A 16,416-nucleotide genomic window follows, 5' to 3' on the forward strand; every position below is an offset into this window, starting at 1 on the left:
GTCTGGGAACTGATCAGTCCTGGGTCAGGAAGTCGGGCAGACCGGCGTTGGAGCCGTCATCATCGCCACCCCGGCCTTCGCTGCGCGGACCACGGTCGCGACGCGGGCCGCGATCGCCACCGCGATCACCTCCACGGCCGCCACGGTCGCCGCCGTCACGGCGCGGACCACGGCCACGGTCGCCGCGATCGCCACGATCACCACGGGGCTCGCGGGGTTCGCGCGGAGGACGGGTGTCCTCCAGCTCTTCGCCGGTTTCCTGATCGACGACGCGCATCGACAGGCGAACCTTGCCGCGCGGGTCGATCTCCAGGACCTTGACCTTCACTTCCTGGCCTTCCGACACGACGTCGGTCGGCTTTTCGACGCGCTCATTCTTCATTTCGGAAACGTGGACGAGACCGTCCTTGCCACCCATGAAGTTCACGAACGCACCGAAGTCGACGATGTTGACGACCTTGCCGTTGTAGATCTTGCCGACTTCCGCTTCCTCGACGATGCCGAGGATCCACTTCTTGGCGGCTTCGATCTGGTCGATGTCGGACGAGCTGATCTTGATGATGCCCTCGTCGTCGATGTCGACCTTGGCGCCGGTTTCCGCGACGATCTCACGGATGACCTTGCCGCCGGTGCCGATGACGTCGCGGATCTTCGACTTGTCGATCTGGATCGTCTCGATGCGCGGAGCATGCGCCGACAGCTCGGTGCGGGTCGAGGACAGGGCCTTGTTCATTTCACCCAGGATGTGGGCGCGGCCTTCCTTCGCCTGACGCAGGGCGACTTCGAAGATTTCCTGCGTGATACCGGCAACCTTGATGTCCATCTGCATGGTGGTGATGCCCGCTTCCGTGCCCGCCACCTTGAAGTCCATGTCGCCGAGATGATCTTCGTCACCGAGGATGTCGGACAGGACAGCGAAGTCCTTGCCGTCGAGGATCAGGCCCATGGCGATGCCCGACACCGGACGCTTCAGCGGAACGCCTGCGTCCATCATCGACAGCGAACCACCGCAAACCGTCGCCATCGAAGACGAGCCGTTGGACTCGGTGATGTCCGACAGAACGCGGATGGTGTAGGGGAACTCGTCCTTGCTGGGCAGCACGGGGTGCAGCGCACGCCATGCGAGCTTACCATGGCCGACTTCGCGACGGCCCGGCGCGCCGAAGCGGCCGACTTCACCGACCGAATAGGGCGGGAAGTTATAGTGCAGCATGAAGTTTTCATAATAGACGCCGTTGAGGCCGTCGATCATCTGCTCGGCGTCCTTGGTGCCGAGCGTGGTGGTGCAGATGGCCTGCGTTTCACCGCGGGTGAACAGCGCCGAACCATGGGTGCGCGGCAGGAAGCCGACCATCGCTTCGATCGGGCGGATCTGCGTGGTGGTGCGGCCATCGATGCGCTTGCCATCCTTGATGATGGCGCCGCGCACGATTTCCGATTCCAGCTTCTTGGTCAGCTTGATGCCGGCCATGACGGTCTGGGCGTCGAGACCTTCCTCAGTGAAGAACGCCTTCGCCTTGGCACGCGCTTCGTTGATCGCGTTCGAGCGGGCCGACTTGTCGGTCAGCTTGTAGGCGGCCGTGATGTCCTTGCCGATCAGCTTCTTGAGCTTCTTCTTCAGGTCATCCAGGTCCTCGCCCTTGGCGACTTCCCACGGATCCTTCGCGGCCTTTTCAGCCAGCTGGATGATCGCGTCGACGACCTTCTTGCTCGCTTCATGGGCGAACAGCACGGCGCCGAGCATGACGTCTTCCGAAAGCTCCTTGGCTTCGGATTCGACCATCATCACGGCGTTGCCGGTGGCGGCGACGACCAGGTCGAGTTCGCCGGTCTTCACCTCGTCCATCGACGGGTTCAGCTGATATTCGCCATCCTTGTAACCGACGCGGGCCGCGCCGATCGGACCCATGAAGGGCACGCCCGAAAGGGTCAGCGCAGCTGAAGCGGCGATCATCGCGACGATATCGGGCTCGCTCTCGCCATCGAACGACAGCACCTGGGCGATGACGTTGATTTCGTTGTAGAAACCTTCGGGGAAGAGCGGGCGGATCGGACGGTCGATCAGGCGGCTGGTCAGCGTTTCCTTTTCGGTCGCGCCGCGCTCACGCTTGAAGAAGCCACCCGGAATGCGACCGGCGGCGGAATATTTTTCCTGATAATGGACGGTCAGCGGGAAGAAGTCCTGTCCTTCCTTCACCGACTTGGCGGCGGTCACGGCGCACAGCACCACGGTTTCGCCATAGGTCGCCAGCACGGCGGCGTCGGCCTGACGCGCAATACGGCCGGTTTCGAGCGTGAGGGTCTTGCCGCCCAGCTCGATTGATACCTTCTTTACATCGAACATAATATTTTCCTTCGCCCGCCTGGCCCTATTGCCGGGCGGGGCCTTTGGTGGGCCGATGGCCCATGAATGGAGAGCCTTACCTCTCCTCCGTTCGGGCTGAGCTTGTCGAAGCCCTTCCCTTCTCTTCAAAAAAGAGTGCCCTTCGACTAACTCAGGGCGAACGGTGTGGGGGAATACCCCCCGAATCATGACGCCGTGCCGGATTGCCCGGAGCCATGTTGTCAGAATCAGAAACGGCCCCGCGCGGGGGCCGTCCCTTCTATAGCAGGCTTACTTGCGCAGGCCCAGCTTGGCGATGAGGTCGGTATACCGCGCCCCATCCTTCTTCTTCAGATAGTCCAGCAGCGAACGACGCTTGTTGACCAGCATCAGCAGGCCGCGACGGCTGTGGTTATCCTTGTGGTGACCCTTGAAATGCTCGGTCAGGTTCGAAATGCGCTCCGAAAGGATCGCAACCTGGACTTCCGGCGAACCGGTATCGCCTTCGGCGCGGGCATGTTCCTTGATCAGCGCTTCCTTGCGCTCAGCAGTAATCGACATCGGCTTCCTTTCGTAACATCTAGAGATTGAAGCCGCGCACCACCCGGATTTCCGGGCCACTGGACTCCACCAGCGCGACGGGCGTATCGCCCTCCATCGCCAGCATGAGACCGGTATGCGGTTTCCCCACAAGCACCTTCCCCTGTCGGAGAGCCAGCGCGTCGTCGGGAGAGACTGCAAGAGCCGGGATGTCGTCCAGCCCTGCGGTCAACGGCAGCATAAGACCACCGAAGCCGCCGCCCCTAGCAGCTTCGTCCAATTTGTCCAGCGAAATAGCCGATTCCAGGGTGAACGGGCCTGCTTTCACCCGGCGGAGCATGGTGACGTGGCCGACGGTGCCGAGGGCGAGCGCGATGTCACGGGCGAGGGATCGGATGTAGGTGCCCTTGGAAACATGGGCGCGCAGGGTGATTTGGCTGATCCTCTCTCCCGGGAGGGGGAGAGGATACGCAGGCTTGGCAGCGTGCTGCCTAGCCGGAGTTGGAGAGGGGTTTGGCGCACCCTGCCCCTCTCCAAGCTGCGCTAGCCCGCTTTGCGAGCAAGCTTCGCTATCCTCTCCCCGTATCCGGAGAGAGGATATAGTCACATTGCGCGTCTTCATCTCAACATCCTGCCCAGCGCGCGCAAGATCATAGGCTCTTTGCCCGTCGATCAGGATCGCGGAATAGGCGGGCGGCGCCTGTTCGATCGGGCCGGTGAAGCGGGGCAGCACCGCTTCCGCTTCCACAAGCGTAGGCAGCACGTCGCTCTCCACAATCACCTTTCCTTCAAGGTCCAGCGTGTCCGTCTGCGTACCAAATGCTATCGTGAAATCATATATCTTATCGCTGTCGAGCATCCGCCCGGCCAGCTTCGTCGCTTCGCCCACTGCGATCGGCAGCACGCCGGTAGCGAGCGGATCGAGCGTGCCCCCATGGCCAACCTTCCACTTGCCAGCGCCACTTTGGCGAAGGGCGCGCTTGACCGCGCTGACCGCCTGCGTCGAGCCAAGCCCATGCGGTTTATCGAGGATGATCCAGCCGTGCATGGGATCAACGCAGCGCGTCAGCCCTCACCATCCGACTGTTCAAGATCCTGCGCGACTTTGGGATCACGCAGCAGCTTGTCGATATGGCTACCCTCGTCAAAGCTCTCGTCCGCCAGGAATTTGAGCTTGGCCGCATATTTCAGGCGGATGCGGTGAGCCACCTCGCGCTGGAGATAGGCGGTGTTGGTGCGCAGCGCCTTCAGCACCGCCTCCTCGTCCTGCCCGAGCAGCGACTTCACGAACACGGTGGCATGCCGCAAGTCAGGCGACATGCGCACTTCGGTCACGCTGACGACATGCTTGGCGAGAACATCGTCATGCACATCCCCGCGCTGGAGAATGTCGGACAAGACATGGCGCACCTGTTCACCCACGCGGAGGAGGCGGACGGAGGGGCCTTCGGGTTGTTGGGCCATTAGCCTAAATCTCCCCCCTCCCTCAGGCGGGAGAGTGTTTCGGGTCGGTCAAGCCCCCGGCTTGACCTAAACAGCGCGGGGCGCTGTTTACCCGAACCAGGGGTGGGCGCGACTGCGTTAGCAATCGCTCAGGAGCCAGGTCGGAAGCTCGCGTTGCTCGCGCCCACCCCTGACCCCTCCCGCTTGCGGGAGGGGGACTTTATCGGATCACAACGTCCGGGCGCGTTCCTCGACCTCGAACAGTTCCAGCGTATCGCCAGCCTTGATGTCGTTCGTATCCTGCAACACCGCACCGCACTCCATGCCCGCGCGGACTTCGGACACATCGTCCTTGAAGCGACGGAGCGAGGCGATGTTGGTGCGCGACACGATGACATCGTCGCGGGTGAGGCGCGCATTGAGCCCCTTGCGGATGATGCCGTCGAGGACGAGCAGACCAGCCGCCTTGTCCTTCTTGCCCGCCGGGAACACCTGAAGCACCTCGGCACGGCCGACGATGGTTTCGATGCGTTCGGGGGCCAGCTGACCCGCCATTTCGCCGCGAACTTCCTCAAGCAGATCATAGATCACGTCATAATAGCGCAGCGAGATTTTCTCGCGCTCCGCCAGCTGACGCGCCTTGGCATTGGGGCGGACGTTGAAGCCGATCAGCGGCGCACGGCTGGCAGCGGCAAGCGTGACGTCGCTTTCGGTGATCGCGCCGACACCCGAATGCAGGATGCGAACCTTGATCTCGTCGGTCGAGATACGGTTGAGCGACGACACGATCGCTTCCACCGAACCCTGCACGTCGCCCTTCACCACCACCGGATATTCGATGACGGTCGTATTCAACGCGGAGAACATATGTTCAAAGCTGGTCGGGGCGCTGGTGGTGCGCTTCTTGGTCGCCTGTTCCTGACGATAGGCGGCGACTTCGCGAGCGCGAGCCTCATTCTCGACGACCGTAAGTTGATCGCCCGCCAGAGGCACACCGGAAAGCCCCAGCACCTCGACCGGGGTCGATGGCCCTGCGACCTTCACATTCTGACCCTTGTCGTTGATCAGAGCGCGCACCTTGCCGCTTTCGGCGCCGATGACGAACGTGTCGCCGACCTTCAGCGTACCCTTGCGCACCAGCACGGTTGCAACCGCGCCACGGCCCTTGTCGAGCTGCGCCTCGATCACATTGCCTTCGGCAGCGCGATCGGGGTTGGCGCCCAGTTCCATGACTTCGGCTTGGAGCAGGATCTTCTCGATCAGTTCATCAAGGCCGGTCTTCTTGAGCGCCGAAACCTCCACGTCCTGAACGTCACCGCCCATATCCTCAACAACGATTTCCTCGCTCAGCAGACGCTCGCGCACCTTCTGCGGATTGGCTTCCGGCTTGTCGCACTTGTTGATCGCGACGATCATCGGAACGCCCGACGCCTTGGTGTGGTTGATCGCCTCGATCGTCTGCGGCATCAGCCCGTCATCGGCCGCGACCACCAGGATGACGATGTCGGTGACGTTCGCACCGCGAGCGCGCATTTCCGAGAAAGCCTCATGGCCCGGCGTGTCGAGGAAAGTGATGACGTCGCCACCCTTGGTCGTCACCTGATAGGCACCGATATGCTGGGTGATGCCGCCGCTTTCGCCCGCGACCACATCGGTCCCGCGCAGCGCGTCAAGCAGCGATGTCTTGCCATGATCGACATGGCCCATGATCGTCACGACCGGCGCGCGCGGCTTCAGCGTTTCTGCCGCATCGACTTCGCCTTCGATGCCGATTTCAACGTCGGCGTCTGACACGCGCTGGATGCGGTGGCCGAATTCCTCGACCAGCAGCTCCGCCGTATCCTGATCGATCGGCTGGTTGAGCGTGACCGCCGTACCCATCTTGAACAGGGCCTTCACCAGGTCCGCGCCCTTTTCGGCCATACGGTTGGCGAGTTCCTGCACCGTGATGCTTTCGGGCACCACAACGTCGCGGACCTGCTTTTCACGTTGCTGCGCGCCACCGGCATAATGGGCGCGACGTTCCTTTTCGCGGGCACGCTTCAATGCGGCGAGCGAGCGGGCACGAGCGCTATCATCGTCCGCGAGCGCACGGGTGACGGTCAGCTTGCCCGACTGGCGGCGATTGTCCTCGCCCGCACGCTTGGCCCGATCCGGCTTGGCAGGTTCGGGGCGCTTGATCGGGGTAACAGGTGTGAAGCGGCGCGGCGGCGGCGCAGCCGAAGCGGTCGCGGCCGGAGCGGCAGCGGGACGCGCTTCGGGGCTTTCCTCGGCAACAGGCGCCGCAGGAGCCTCAGGCTCGGGCTGCTGCTCGGCGGCCTTGGCTTCTTCTTCGGCACGGCGCGCGGCTTCGGCCTCAGCAGCTTCCGCAGCCAGACGATTTTCCTCGGCGCGACGCTTTTCATCCTCGCTCGCGGCATTACGCTGAGCGTCTTCGCGGCGACGCGCATCTTCCAACGCGGTCATGCGAGCTTCCTCCGCCTCGCGCAGCAGCTTCGCCTGCAATTCCTGACGTGACATCAGGCTCTGCGGCGGAGCGGGGCGCACGGGCGCAGCAGGCTGAGGCGCGCGAGCCTGCGGCTGAGGCGCGGGGGCCGCTGCGGCGGGCGCCGGGGCGAGATCAGCCTGAGGCGCAGCCGCAGGCGCACCGGCTTCGCCCGGCTTGCCCAGAATGCGGCGCCGCTTCACCTCAACCACGACCGTATTCTTGCGGCCATGGCTGAACTGCTGCTGCACCTGGCCGGATTCAACGGTCCGCTTGATGCCCAGCGGCTTGCGGCCCAGAACCGGCTTGTCTTCCTTGCTGTCACTCATACGACTGAACTGTACCCTTCACTTACATCCGACCGGCAAGGCCCGTCGGCGCCTTATTCATGTGCGGCCTCAGGCGCCCAGCGCACCGGCGGAGTCATGCTCCCCATGCACGGGCGCCTCGGTAGCGCAACCCAGATAGCTTTCCAAGCGGCCGATGGCCGTACGCAGACGCGACGCGGCACGCGAGTCGGTCACTGCGATATGGACGACATTGTCCCGCCCCATTGCCATAGATAGGGCCTGTCGGTCCACAGGCAAGACGACGCCCGCCAATTCGGTGCCTTCCGCCTCTTGTCCGACGCGCAGCGCCTGATCGAGTTTTCGATTGCCGTCGGCGGCAGCATCACTGGCGTGGAGCAGCAGTTGAACCTTGGCCTGACGGCAGGCGACGTCGATCTTTTCCGATCCGGTGAGGACCATGGACGCCTTCGCCTCCAGCCCCAGGCGATCCAGCAAAGCCTTGCGCAGGCCATCTTCGATCAGGGCGGGAAGATTGTCGGGAATCTGCAAGTCGCCGGTCTTGAAGGCGCGCGCGAGTGCACCCTTCAGCTTACCCTTGGCAAGCGCCTGCTCAAGCTCAGCGCGCGGAATGCCAATCCACGCGCCACGGCCCGGAGCCTTGGCTCGGATGTCGGGCAGCACTTGACCTTCTGGACCGACGGCGAGGCGGATCAGTGTATCCGGGTCGGCGCGATCGCCTGAGAGGATGCATTTACGCTCAGTCATGACTTTAGCCCCTCCCGTTAAAGGATGGACCGCCACGAGGCGCGTGACTCTGGGCAAGAATGGGTCGTGCGAAGCGCGTTCCTATGCCTGCGTACCGAGCTTTCTGGCGATTGCTACGCAATCGTGCCCACCCCCTGCCCCTCCCGCTTGCGGGAGGGGGGATTGATAGGGCAGCGCTAGATGTTGGCGTCAGCCTCTCATCGGGAAGTGACCGCGGCATTGGCGTCCTCCCCAGGGTTGGAGGCAGCCGCGCGATCAGCAATCAGCTGTCCGCCCGACCCATAATTCTCCGTCGAGATTTCGGAAATCACCACCTGCACGGCAGAAGCCGGTTTCCCCAGCCGCTCGACGAGCGACTGAGTGACGTCGGCAACGATCGCTGCCTTCTGCTCACGGGTGGCGTTTCCGGCCAGACGGATATCGACGAAAGGCATGGGGCGCTTAGGCTTCCTCGCCTTCGAACCAGTGCGCACGGGCGGCCATGATGATCTCATTGCCCTGCTCTTCGGAAAGGCCATATTCGGCGAGAATCCCACCCTTGTCCTCGTCCTTATTCTCACGGCGGCGGCGCTGATCGACGCGCTTCTTGGCGACCAGTTCGTCGGTGGCGAGGTCGGCCAAGTCATCGAGCGTCTTCACGCCCGCCTTGCCCAGCGTCACCAGCATCGCTTCGGTGAGGTGCGGCATGTCAGCCAGAGCGTCCTCGACGCCCAGCGCCTGACGCTCCTCACGTGCAGCAGCTTCGCGGCGGTCCAGCGCTTCCTGCGCGCGGCTCTGAAGCTCGGCGGCCAGATCCTCGTCAAAGCCTTCGATCGCCGCCAGTTCATCGACGCCGACATAGGCGACTTCTTCCAGCTCACCAAAGCCTTCAGCCACCAGCAACTGCGACAGCGTTTCGTCCACGTCCAGCTCGTTCTGGAACAGCTCGGATCGAGCGACGAATTCCTTCTGGCGCTTCTCGGATGCGTCAGCCTCGGTCATGATGTCGATGGCCTTGCCGGTCAGCTGGCTGGCGAGACGGACATTCTGGCCGCGACGGCCGATGGCAAGCGACAGCTGATCGTCGGGAACGACGACTTCGATGCGCTCCTCTTCCTCGTCAATGACGACGCGGGCGACCTGAGCAGGCTGCAGCGCGTTGACGACGAAGGTCGCCGTATCTTCCGACCAGGGAATGATGTCGATCTTCTCGCCCTGCATTTCCTGCACGACGGCCTGCACGCGGCTGCCCTTCATGCCGACGCAGGCGCCGACGGGGTCGATGCTCGAATCGCGGCTGATGACGCCGATCTTGGCGCGCGAGCCCGGATCGCGGGCGGCGGCCATGATGGTGATGACGCCGTCGTAGATTTCGGGCACTTCCTGCGCGAAGAGCTTCTTCATGAACTCGGGATGCGCGCGGGACAGGAAAATCTGCGGCCCGCGATTTTCGCGACGCACGTTCAGGATCACCGAGCGGATGCGGTCGCCCACACGAACGACTTCGCGCGGGATCTGCTGGTCGCGGCGGATCACGCCCTCGGCGCGGCCAAGGTTCACCACGACATGACCGAACTCCACGGACTTCACGACGCCGGTGATGATCTCACCCACGCGGTCCTTGAATTCCTCATGCTGACGCTCGCGCTCGGCGTCGCGGACCTTCTGGAAGATCACCTGCTTCGCGGACTGAGCATCGATGCGGCCGAGATCGATCGGGGGCAGCGGATCGACGATGAAGTCGCCGACAACAGCGTCCTTCTTCAGCTTCTGCGCCTGCTTGAGGTCGACCTGCTTGAAATAGTCGTCAACCGCCTCGACCACCTCGACGACGCGCCACAGGCGCAGGTCGCCGCTATCGGGGTCCAGCTTCGCGCGGATGTCGTTTTCCGCACCATAGCGCGCACGGGCAGCACGCTGGATCGCGTCTTCCATCGCCTCGATGACGATCGCCTTGTCGATCATCTTCTCGGTGGCGACGCTGTTCGCGATCGCGAGCAACTCGGCCTTGTTGGCGGAAATGGCGTTGGCCATGGTCGTGAACCCTTACTCTTCGGTTTCGAACTCGTCCGCCCCATCGGAGGAGAGCGGCATGCTAGCAGAAATGAGCGCGTCGGTCAGTATCAGCTTGGCATCGCCGACCAGCGCGAAGGGGATGGAGACATCCCCGGCCTTGTTATCCTGGAACTGGACATCATCGCCCTCGACACCCTTCAGGATGCCGCGGAAGCTCTTGCGGCCTTCGACGGTTTCAGTCGTGGCGACCTTCGCCTCATGCCCGGCCCATTCCATGAAGTCGTGGAGACGGGTCAGCGGCCGATCGATACCCGGCGAGCTGACCTCCAGCCGATAGGCTTCCTCGATCGGATCAACCTCATCCAGCACGTCGGACAGGCGCCGCGAGATGGTGGCGCAATCCTCAATGACGAGCTGCTTGGTCGCGGGATTCTCCGCCATGACCTGCAACGTATATTCGTCGCCGGACCCGAACAGCTTCACGCGCACAAGGTCAAACCCCAAGGCCTTCACCTCCGGTTCAATCAGCGCGATCAGTTCGGCGATGTCCGCCATGCAGTCTCCAACAGAATATGTGCACTCCCGCCGCCGCAAGCGTTCCGCCTGCGACCCCAACATGTTTGACGATGTAAGGAAGCAAGGGCGATATAGGGGGCAGGAGCGAAAGCTGCAACATTATTCGTCAGCAGGGATTATAGAGATTTCCGTTCGCCCTGAGCTTGTCGACCCGAAGGGAGGCGATAGCCAACGGCTCTACTTTTCTTCAAGAAGGGAGGGGCTTCGACAAGCTCAGCCCGAACGGAGACTTGGATGAACCGCAGCCTCATCACCGCCGTCCTCCTGGCCCTCACGGCCTGCTCGCCCGACAATGCCGAAAGCCAAAACGCCACGGCGTCTGCAAAGCCCTTCAAAACCTCCATCATCGCGGATTTCGATTCGCCCTGGGCCATGACCTTCCTGCCGGACGGCCGCGCACTGATCACTGAAAAGGCGGGCGAGATGATTCTCTTCGATCCGAAGAACGGGACAAAGATTCCGATCAGCGGCATTCCGAAAGTCGATAGCGCGGGCCAAGGCGCGCTGATGGATGTCGTGCTTCATCCCCAGTTCGCGCAGAACAAGACTGTTTACTTCAGCTTCTCGGAAAGCGGGTCCGACGGCAAAGGCGTCGCGCTCGCCACGGGCGTCTTCAACCAGGCCAGCGACGGGACGACAAGGCTCGACGGCGTAAAAACCATCTTCCGCGCCACCCCCTATGTCGAAGGCAGCGGCCATTATTCCGGCCGCATCGCCTTCTCCCCCGATGGTCGCCACCTCTTCTTCACCAATGGCGAGCGCCAGAAGTTCGATCCTGCCCAAGACCCCAAGGCCACGCTGGGCAAGGTCCTCCGCCTCAATCTCAACGGCACCCCGGCGGCGGGCAATCCCCTCGCGGCCAAAGGATTCCATCCTGCCGTCTGGTCCTATGGCCATCGCAACCTGCTCGGCATCGCCTTCGACAAGGACGGACGACTATGGGAACAGGAAATGGGTCCCAAGGGCGGCGACGAGCTCAACCTCATCAAGCCCGCCCTCAACTATGGCTATGCCAAGGCGTCGAACGGCGACCATTATGACGGCAGACCGATCCCCGACCACAGCCCGCATGATGGCTTCGAGCCGCCAAAACTCTGGTGGAATCCCGTCATCTCACCCGCCGGGCTGCTCTATTATTCGGGCGATCTCTTCCCGCAGTGGAAAAATTCGCTCTTCATCGGCGGCCTGTCCAGCAAGTCACTGGTGCGCGTGAAACTGGATGGCGAGAATGCGTCGAAAGCCGACCAATGGGACATGGACGCAAGGATACGCGAAGTCGAACAAGGCCCGGACGGCGCCCTTTGGCTGCTGGAGGATGGCCGTGATGGGTCTCAAGGGCGACTGCTGAAACTGACGCCAGCCGGTTAGCCAGCCTCGACCGACGGCTCGCCCTCGCATATCTCGATCATTGACCCAGATCATACAATATTTACACCGTTGCGAACGATAATGAGGGGGAGGACAACCATGCCAGATGCGATGTTCCTACGGCGCGACCTATTGAAGGGAGCAGCCTGCCTCGGCCTGATGAGCGCCTCGTCGGGACGCGCGCGTGAAGCCGATCGTTTCGTGGCGGTCCGCGGCATGGTGAATGGCGTGATCAGGGGACGGGCCGCTCCCGGCGCCATCGTGGCGATCGGACAGGGAACGGATCGGCCAACCTACATCAGTAGCGGCACTATCGCCCTGGATGATCCGCACGCCGTGGACGAGCACACGCTGTTCCGCGTCTATTCGATGACCAAGCCGATCACCGGCATGGCGGTGATGCTGCTGATCGCTGAAGGCCGGATGAAGCTCGACCAGCCGGTTGCCGATTTCATCCCCGGCTTTGCGAATATGCGCGTCCTGACCAACCCCGGCCAAAGCCTCGAAAGCCGTCCCGCTGCCTCTGTCATGACGATACGCCATCTCTTGACCCACACCGCCGGTTTTGGCGGCGGACTCAACATGAAGGGGCCGCTCAAGGCCGAATATCAGAGGCTGGGTCTGAGCCAGAACTTGCGCAGCCGCGCTGACCGGCTGGAGCCCCCCCCAGTAGCAAGCCTCAAGGAATTCGCCGAGCGGCTGTCGGCCGCTCCCCTAATGTCGGACCCCGGCACAGTCTGGAGCTATTCGGTGGGGCTGGACTTACTGGGCCGCATTATAGAAGTGGCGGCAGGCATGCCGTTCGATCAGTTTCTGGAACGGCGGTTCTTCGCACCGCTGGGCATGAAAAACACATTCTTCGATGTGCCGGCCGGGAAGAAGGCGCGCCTGATCACAAACTATAGCGGCAGAGGCGCCAATTTGGCCGCAGTCGATCCAGGTCCGACTTCAATCTTCCTCGACAAGCCCGCATTTCCTTCAGGCGGCGGCGGTCTGATATCATCGGCCCATGATTACGACCGTTTTCTGACCATGCTGACCAACAATGGGAGCTTGGGCAAAGCACATGTCCTTCCACCTGCCGCTGTGGCAGTTGGAACCTCCAACCTCCTGCCGCCGGGCGTAAACATGCGGGACTATATCGGCATACCTGGGGTGGTCGGCTTTGGCGCAGGCGGCTGCATTGCCAACCATGGCGGGCTTAAAGGCTTGTTCGGTTGGATGGGCGCCGCTGGAACGATCGGCTTTATCCTGCCCTCACAACGGATTCGCGTGACTGGCTTGATCAACAATCTGTCAGTCTTCGACTTTGCTATCGGGCTACCGGGCGCGGTCCATGCCGATTTGGCCTCCGCCGCGACATAATAGAACCGGAAGCCGCTTCCTCGCTTGGGGCGGGCAAGCGGCCCCCGGATCAGGTCCGGGGAAAAGCCGCCTCCCTCTAACCGCCGCAGCCCGAATCCGCAGCCGTCAAACCAACCGGCTCTGCTTGACCGCAGCCTCGATAAAGCTCGCAAACAGCGGGTGCGGATCAAACGGCTTGGACTTCAGCTCCGGATGGAACTGCACCCCAACGAACCACGGATGATCCGGCCGCTCGACAATCTCCGGCAGCGTGCCGTCCGGCGACATGCCCGAGAAGATGAGCCCGCCCTTCTCCAAAGCCTCGCGATAGCCCGCGTTAACTTCATAGCGATGGCGATGCCGCTCGCTGATCTCGCTCGTGCCATATATGCCCGCGACCACGCTATTGCCCGTGAGCTTGGCGGGATAGGCGCCCAGCCGCATCGTGCCGCCAAGGTCGGTTTCGGCCGTGCGCTTCTGCAAGCCTTCGCTGCTCATCCATTCGGTGATGAGGCCGACGACCGGCTCGCTCGTCTCGCCAAATTCAGTGGTGGACGCTTCGGCGATTCCAGCTGTGTTCCGCGCCCCTTCGATGCAGGCCATCTGCATGCCAAGGCAGATGCCGAAAAAGGGCACATTGCGTTCGCGGGCGAACTTCACCGACGCAATCTTGCCTTCCGACCCGCGCACGCCAAAGCCACCGGGCACCAAAATGCCATGCATCGGCTCCAGGCTGGCGGCGACATCATCGCCCTTCTCGAACAATTCGGCGTCGATCCACTTGATCTTCACCTTCACCCGATTGGCGAAACCGCCATGGGTCAGCGCCTCATAAAGCGACTTATAAGCGTCAGGCAGGCCGACATATTTGCCGACCACGCCAATCGTCACTTCGCCTTCGGGGTTCTGCTGGCGGTCCATGATGTCCATCCAGCGATCGAGCGTCGGCTTGGGCGCGTCATCGATGCCGAAAGCGCGCAGCACTTCCTCGTCCAGCCCTTCGGCATGATATTGCGCGGGCACGGCATAGATGCTGCTGGCGTCGAGCGCGGGGATCACCGCTTCCTTGCGGACGTTGCAGAACAGCGCGATCTTCGCCCGTTCGCTGTCGGGCAGCGGATGTTCGCAACGGCACAGCAAAATGTCGGGCTGGATGCCCAGCGACGTCAGTTCGCGCACGCTATGCTGCGTCGGCTTCGTCTTCAGCTCGCCCGCCGCCGCAATATAGGGGACCAGCGTGACATGGACGAAGATCGACTGGCGGCGACCCAGGTCATTATGCAACTGACGGATCGCTTCCATGAACGGCAGCGATTCGATGTCGCCGACCGTCCCGCCAATTTCACACAGCACGAAATCCAGATCGTCTGACTCGGCTATTGCGAAGGCCTTGATCTCGTCCGTGACGTGCGGGATCACCTGCACCGTCGCGCCCAGATAATCGCCGCGCCGCTCGCGCTGGATGATCGTCTGATAGACGCGGCCCTGCGTCACATTGTCCGACTGGCGCGCCGAAACCCCGGTGAACCGCTCATAATGGCCAAGGTCGAGGTCGGTTTCCGCCCCGTCATCGGTCACATAGACTTCGCCATGCTGATACGGGCTCATCGTTCCCGGATCGACGTTGAGATAGGGATCGAACTTCCGGATACGCACGCGGAAACCTCGCGCCTGCAGCAGTGCTGCGAGCGATGCGGCCATAAGGCCCTTGCCAAGCGAGGAGACCACGCCGCCGGTGATGAAAATATACCGCGCCATGGGAGAGGAGGCTTAGCCTTTTACAAACAAGTTGGGCAAGCGCGCGAATCCACGCGCGAGCAAAAAAAGATCGGAAATGTGATCGAAAAGATCAGTTGGCGAGCGGAACCGCGCCATTCGCCGCCTGGCCATTGCTCGCAGCGCCTGCTGCCCCGGCCAACGGATCGACACTACCGGCAGGCGCAGGGGTCGACGGAGCCGCCGGAGCCTGCTTCACCAGCGAGGTATCGATATCGCTCGGCGCGTGCTGCACCGATGCGATCACCGCCAGAACGACCGACAGCAGAACGAAGATGGTGGCCAGCACCGTCGTCGACCGCGTCAGAAAGTCCGCCGCGCCCCGCGCAGACATCAATCCCGCCGGGCTACCACCCACGCCCAGACCGCCGCCTTCCGACTTTTGCATCAGGATGACGGTGACAAGCAGGGCCGCCACGATGGCCTGCACAACGAGGATGAAGGTGAACATGCGAGAATATCTGTCCCAATGGGGTGCGTTGTGGAGCCCATAGCGTTGAAGCGCCGCCGGGGCAACCGGGCTAAGTCTCCGCTCCACCTCTTCATCTCCCCTCCCTTCTAGGGAGGGGCCGGGGGTGGGTGCGAGCGAAGCGAGCCAACGCCCGCGGCCAATGTACACAGCCCTAACCCCGTTCGTCTCAAGCGAAGTCGAAAAACGCTGCCAGTGAACAGCCCTTCCGCTTACTACCCCGCCGCAGCAATCACCGGCGCAAACTTAGCTGCGGTCAGGCTCGCGCCACCCACAAGCCCACCATCGACATCCTCGATCGCCATCAATTCAGCCGCATTCTCGCCATTCATCGACCCGCCATAGAGGATGCGCATGGCACCCGCTTCGCCATCGCCGATCCGGCCAGCCAACGCCGCCCGCAGTGCCTTGTGCATGGTTTCGACCGCGTCCATCGTCGGGATTCGCCCGGTGCCGATCGCCCAGATCGGCTCATAGGCGATGGCCAGCCAGTCCGCCGCCGCGCCTTCCGGCAGCGATGCCAGCAACTGCGCCGACACAACGCCTTCGGCCCCGCCAGCGTCTCGCACCTCAAGGCTTTCGCCGACGCACAGGATGACCTTCAGACCCGCAGCCTTAGCCGCGAGCGCCTTGGCCGCGACATCGGCGTCCGTTTCGCCCTGATCCTGCCGCCGTTCGCTATGGCCAACGATCGTCCAGCTCGCGCCTGCTTCGGCCAGCATCGCCGCCGACAGGCAGCCTGTATGCGCGCCGCTATCGTTCATGTGACAGTCCTGCGCGCCGACAAAGGCGCCGCCCTTCACCTGATCGGCCGCCGCGATCAGCGTCGCGGGCAGGCACAGCCCCACATCGACCACCGGACGCTCAGCCGCCAGCGCGCCGATCGCTTCGACTTCGGGCAGCTGCGAACGCAGGCCGTTCATCTTCCAGTTGCCGACCACCAGCTTACGCCTGCCCATCAATCCATACCCCTTCAGTTATTCGTCCATTCGCCAGCCCTCGCCGGGCCAGCCTCGACAGGCCGATGAACAAAGGCACGGCA

At 62.8% G+C, this 16,416-nt stretch carries 14 protein-coding genes; 2 read left to right on the forward strand and 12 right to left on the reverse strand.

What is annotated here, in order from left to right:
- Positions 1 to 13: 13 nt before the first annotated feature.
- From pnp to rimP, 9 genes are all read right to left on the reverse strand, one after another.
- Complete coding sequence (pnp, locus tag ACZ5U1_RS06090; RefSeq protein ID WP_464779807.1) at positions 14 to 2,344, reverse strand: polyribonucleotide nucleotidyltransferase; 2,331 nt, start codon at positions 2,342 to 2,344, stop codon at positions 14 to 16.
- Between the two features lie 270 nt (positions 2,345 to 2,614).
- Positions 2,615 to 2,884, reverse strand: coding sequence for a 30S ribosomal protein S15 (rpsO, locus tag ACZ5U1_RS06095; RefSeq protein ID WP_022681215.1), 270 nt, complete (start codon positions 2,882 to 2,884; stop codon positions 2,615 to 2,617).
- Between the two features lie 19 nt (positions 2,885 to 2,903).
- Positions 2,904 to 3,911 carry a tRNA pseudouridine(55) synthase TruB gene (truB, locus tag ACZ5U1_RS06100; RefSeq protein WP_464779808.1) on the reverse strand — a complete coding sequence of 336 codons (1,008 nt, stop codon included), beginning with the start codon at positions 3,909 to 3,911 and terminating at the stop codon, positions 2,904 to 2,906.
- Positions 3,912 to 3,928: 17 nt separating this feature from the next.
- Positions 3,929 to 4,327 (reverse strand): 30S ribosome-binding factor RbfA, encoded by a 399-nt coding sequence (gene rbfA / locus ACZ5U1_RS06105; protein WP_464779809.1) that lies wholly within the window; start codon positions 4,325 to 4,327, stop codon positions 3,929 to 3,931.
- Between the two features lie 207 nt (positions 4,328 to 4,534).
- The gene (infB, locus tag ACZ5U1_RS06110; protein WP_464779810.1) at positions 4,535 to 7,120 is read right to left on the reverse strand and encodes a translation initiation factor IF-2; all 2,586 of its coding nucleotides are present in this window, start codon (positions 7,118 to 7,120) and stop codon (positions 4,535 to 4,537) included.
- Between the two features lie 69 nt (positions 7,121 to 7,189).
- Complete coding sequence (locus tag ACZ5U1_RS06115; RefSeq protein ID WP_464779811.1) at positions 7,190 to 7,846, reverse strand: DUF448 domain-containing protein; 657 nt, start codon at positions 7,844 to 7,846, stop codon at positions 7,190 to 7,192.
- A 197-nt stretch (positions 7,847 to 8,043) separates the two neighbouring features.
- Positions 8,044 to 8,280 carry a tautomerase family protein gene (locus ACZ5U1_RS06120; protein ID WP_464779812.1) on the reverse strand — a complete coding sequence of 79 codons (237 nt, stop codon included), beginning with the start codon at positions 8,278 to 8,280 and terminating at the stop codon, positions 8,044 to 8,046.
- A gap of 7 nt (positions 8,281 to 8,287) precedes the next feature.
- Positions 8,288 to 9,859, reverse strand: a complete 1,572-nt coding sequence (gene nusA / locus ACZ5U1_RS06125) for a transcription termination factor NusA (protein ID WP_464779813.1) — start codon at positions 9,857 to 9,859, stop codon at positions 8,288 to 8,290.
- Positions 9,860 to 9,871: 12 nt separating this feature from the next.
- The gene (gene rimP / locus ACZ5U1_RS06130) at positions 9,872 to 10,396 is read right to left on the reverse strand and encodes a ribosome maturation protein RimP (protein WP_464779814.1); all 525 of its coding nucleotides are present in this window, start codon (positions 10,394 to 10,396) and stop codon (positions 9,872 to 9,874) included.
- 255 nt (positions 10,397 to 10,651) lie between these two features.
- Here rimP and ACZ5U1_RS06135 point away from each other — a divergent pair, with 255 nt between their 5' ends.
- Together ACZ5U1_RS06135 and ACZ5U1_RS06140 are read left to right on the forward strand one after the other, a co-directional pair.
- Positions 10,652 to 11,785, forward strand: coding sequence for a PQQ-dependent sugar dehydrogenase (locus ACZ5U1_RS06135; protein WP_464779815.1), 1,134 nt, complete (start codon positions 10,652 to 10,654; stop codon positions 11,783 to 11,785).
- Between the two features lie 99 nt (positions 11,786 to 11,884).
- The gene (locus tag ACZ5U1_RS06140; RefSeq protein WP_464779816.1) at positions 11,885 to 13,150 is read left to right on the forward strand and encodes a serine hydrolase domain-containing protein; all 1,266 of its coding nucleotides are present in this window, start codon (positions 11,885 to 11,887) and stop codon (positions 13,148 to 13,150) included.
- Positions 13,151 to 13,255: 105 nt separating this feature from the next.
- On the opposite strand, the gene ACZ5U1_RS06145 is transcribed toward ACZ5U1_RS06140, so the two are convergent.
- From ACZ5U1_RS06145 to tpiA, 3 genes are all read right to left on the reverse strand, one after another.
- Complete coding sequence (locus ACZ5U1_RS06145) at positions 13,256 to 14,887, reverse strand: CTP synthase (protein WP_464779817.1); 1,632 nt, start codon at positions 14,885 to 14,887, stop codon at positions 13,256 to 13,258.
- A 91-nt stretch (positions 14,888 to 14,978) separates the two neighbouring features.
- A complete protein-coding gene (gene secG / locus ACZ5U1_RS06150; RefSeq protein WP_464779818.1) occupies positions 14,979 to 15,356 on the reverse strand; it encodes a preprotein translocase subunit SecG in 378 nt (125 codons plus the stop codon).
- Between the two features lie 233 nt (positions 15,357 to 15,589).
- Positions 15,590 to 16,333 (reverse strand): triose-phosphate isomerase, encoded by a 744-nt coding sequence (tpiA, locus tag ACZ5U1_RS06155; RefSeq protein WP_464779819.1) that lies wholly within the window; start codon positions 16,331 to 16,333, stop codon positions 15,590 to 15,592.
- Positions 16,334 to 16,416 lie beyond the last annotated feature (83 nt).

It is taken from the genome of Sphingobium sp. TomTYG72 (genome assembly GCF_055394715.1).

Bases quoted from the DNA above. Each gene is read 5' to 3' on its own strand.
- rbfA (WP_464779809.1), bottom strand. From the start codon at position 4,327: ATGGCCCAACAACCCGAAGGCCCCTCCGTCCGCCTCCTCCGCGTGGGT.
- ACZ5U1_RS06140 (WP_464779816.1), top strand. From the start codon at position 11,885: ATGCCAGATGCGATGTTCCTACGGCGCGACCTATTGAAGGGAGCAGCC.
- truB (WP_464779808.1), bottom strand. From the start codon at position 3,911: ATGCACGGCTGGATCATCCTCGATAAACCGCATGGGCTTGGCTCGACG.
- ACZ5U1_RS06120 (WP_464779812.1), bottom strand. From the start codon at position 8,280: ATGCCTTTCGTCGATATCCGTCTGGCCGGAAACGCCACCCGTGAGCAG.
- nusA (WP_464779813.1), bottom strand. From the start codon at position 9,859: ATGGCCAACGCCATTTCCGCCAACAAGGCCGAGTTGCTCGCGATCGCG.
- secG (WP_464779818.1), bottom strand. From the start codon at position 15,356: ATGTTCACCTTCATCCTCGTTGTGCAGGCCATCGTGGCGGCCCTGCTT.
- pnp (WP_464779807.1), bottom strand. From the start codon at position 2,344: ATGTTCGATGTAAAGAAGGTATCAATCGAGCTGGGCGGCAAGACCCTC.
- ACZ5U1_RS06145 (WP_464779817.1), bottom strand. From the start codon at position 14,887: ATGGCGCGGTATATTTTCATCACCGGCGGCGTGGTCTCCTCGCTTGGC.
- ACZ5U1_RS06115 (WP_464779811.1), bottom strand. From the start codon at position 7,846: ATGACTGAGCGTAAATGCATCCTCTCAGGCGATCGCGCCGACCCGGAT.
- ACZ5U1_RS06135 (WP_464779815.1), top strand. From the start codon at position 10,652: ATGAACCGCAGCCTCATCACCGCCGTCCTCCTGGCCCTCACGGCCTGC.
- tpiA (WP_464779819.1), bottom strand. From the start codon at position 16,333: ATGGGCAGGCGTAAGCTGGTGGTCGGCAACTGGAAGATGAACGGCCTG.
- rpsO (WP_022681215.1), bottom strand. From the start codon at position 2,884: ATGTCGATTACTGCTGAGCGCAAGGAAGCGCTGATCAAGGAACATGCC.
- rimP (WP_464779814.1), bottom strand. From the start codon at position 10,396: ATGGCGGACATCGCCGAACTGATCGCGCTGATTGAACCGGAGGTGAAG.
- infB (WP_464779810.1), bottom strand. From the start codon at position 7,120: ATGAGTGACAGCAAGGAAGACAAGCCGGTTCTGGGCCGCAAGCCGCTG.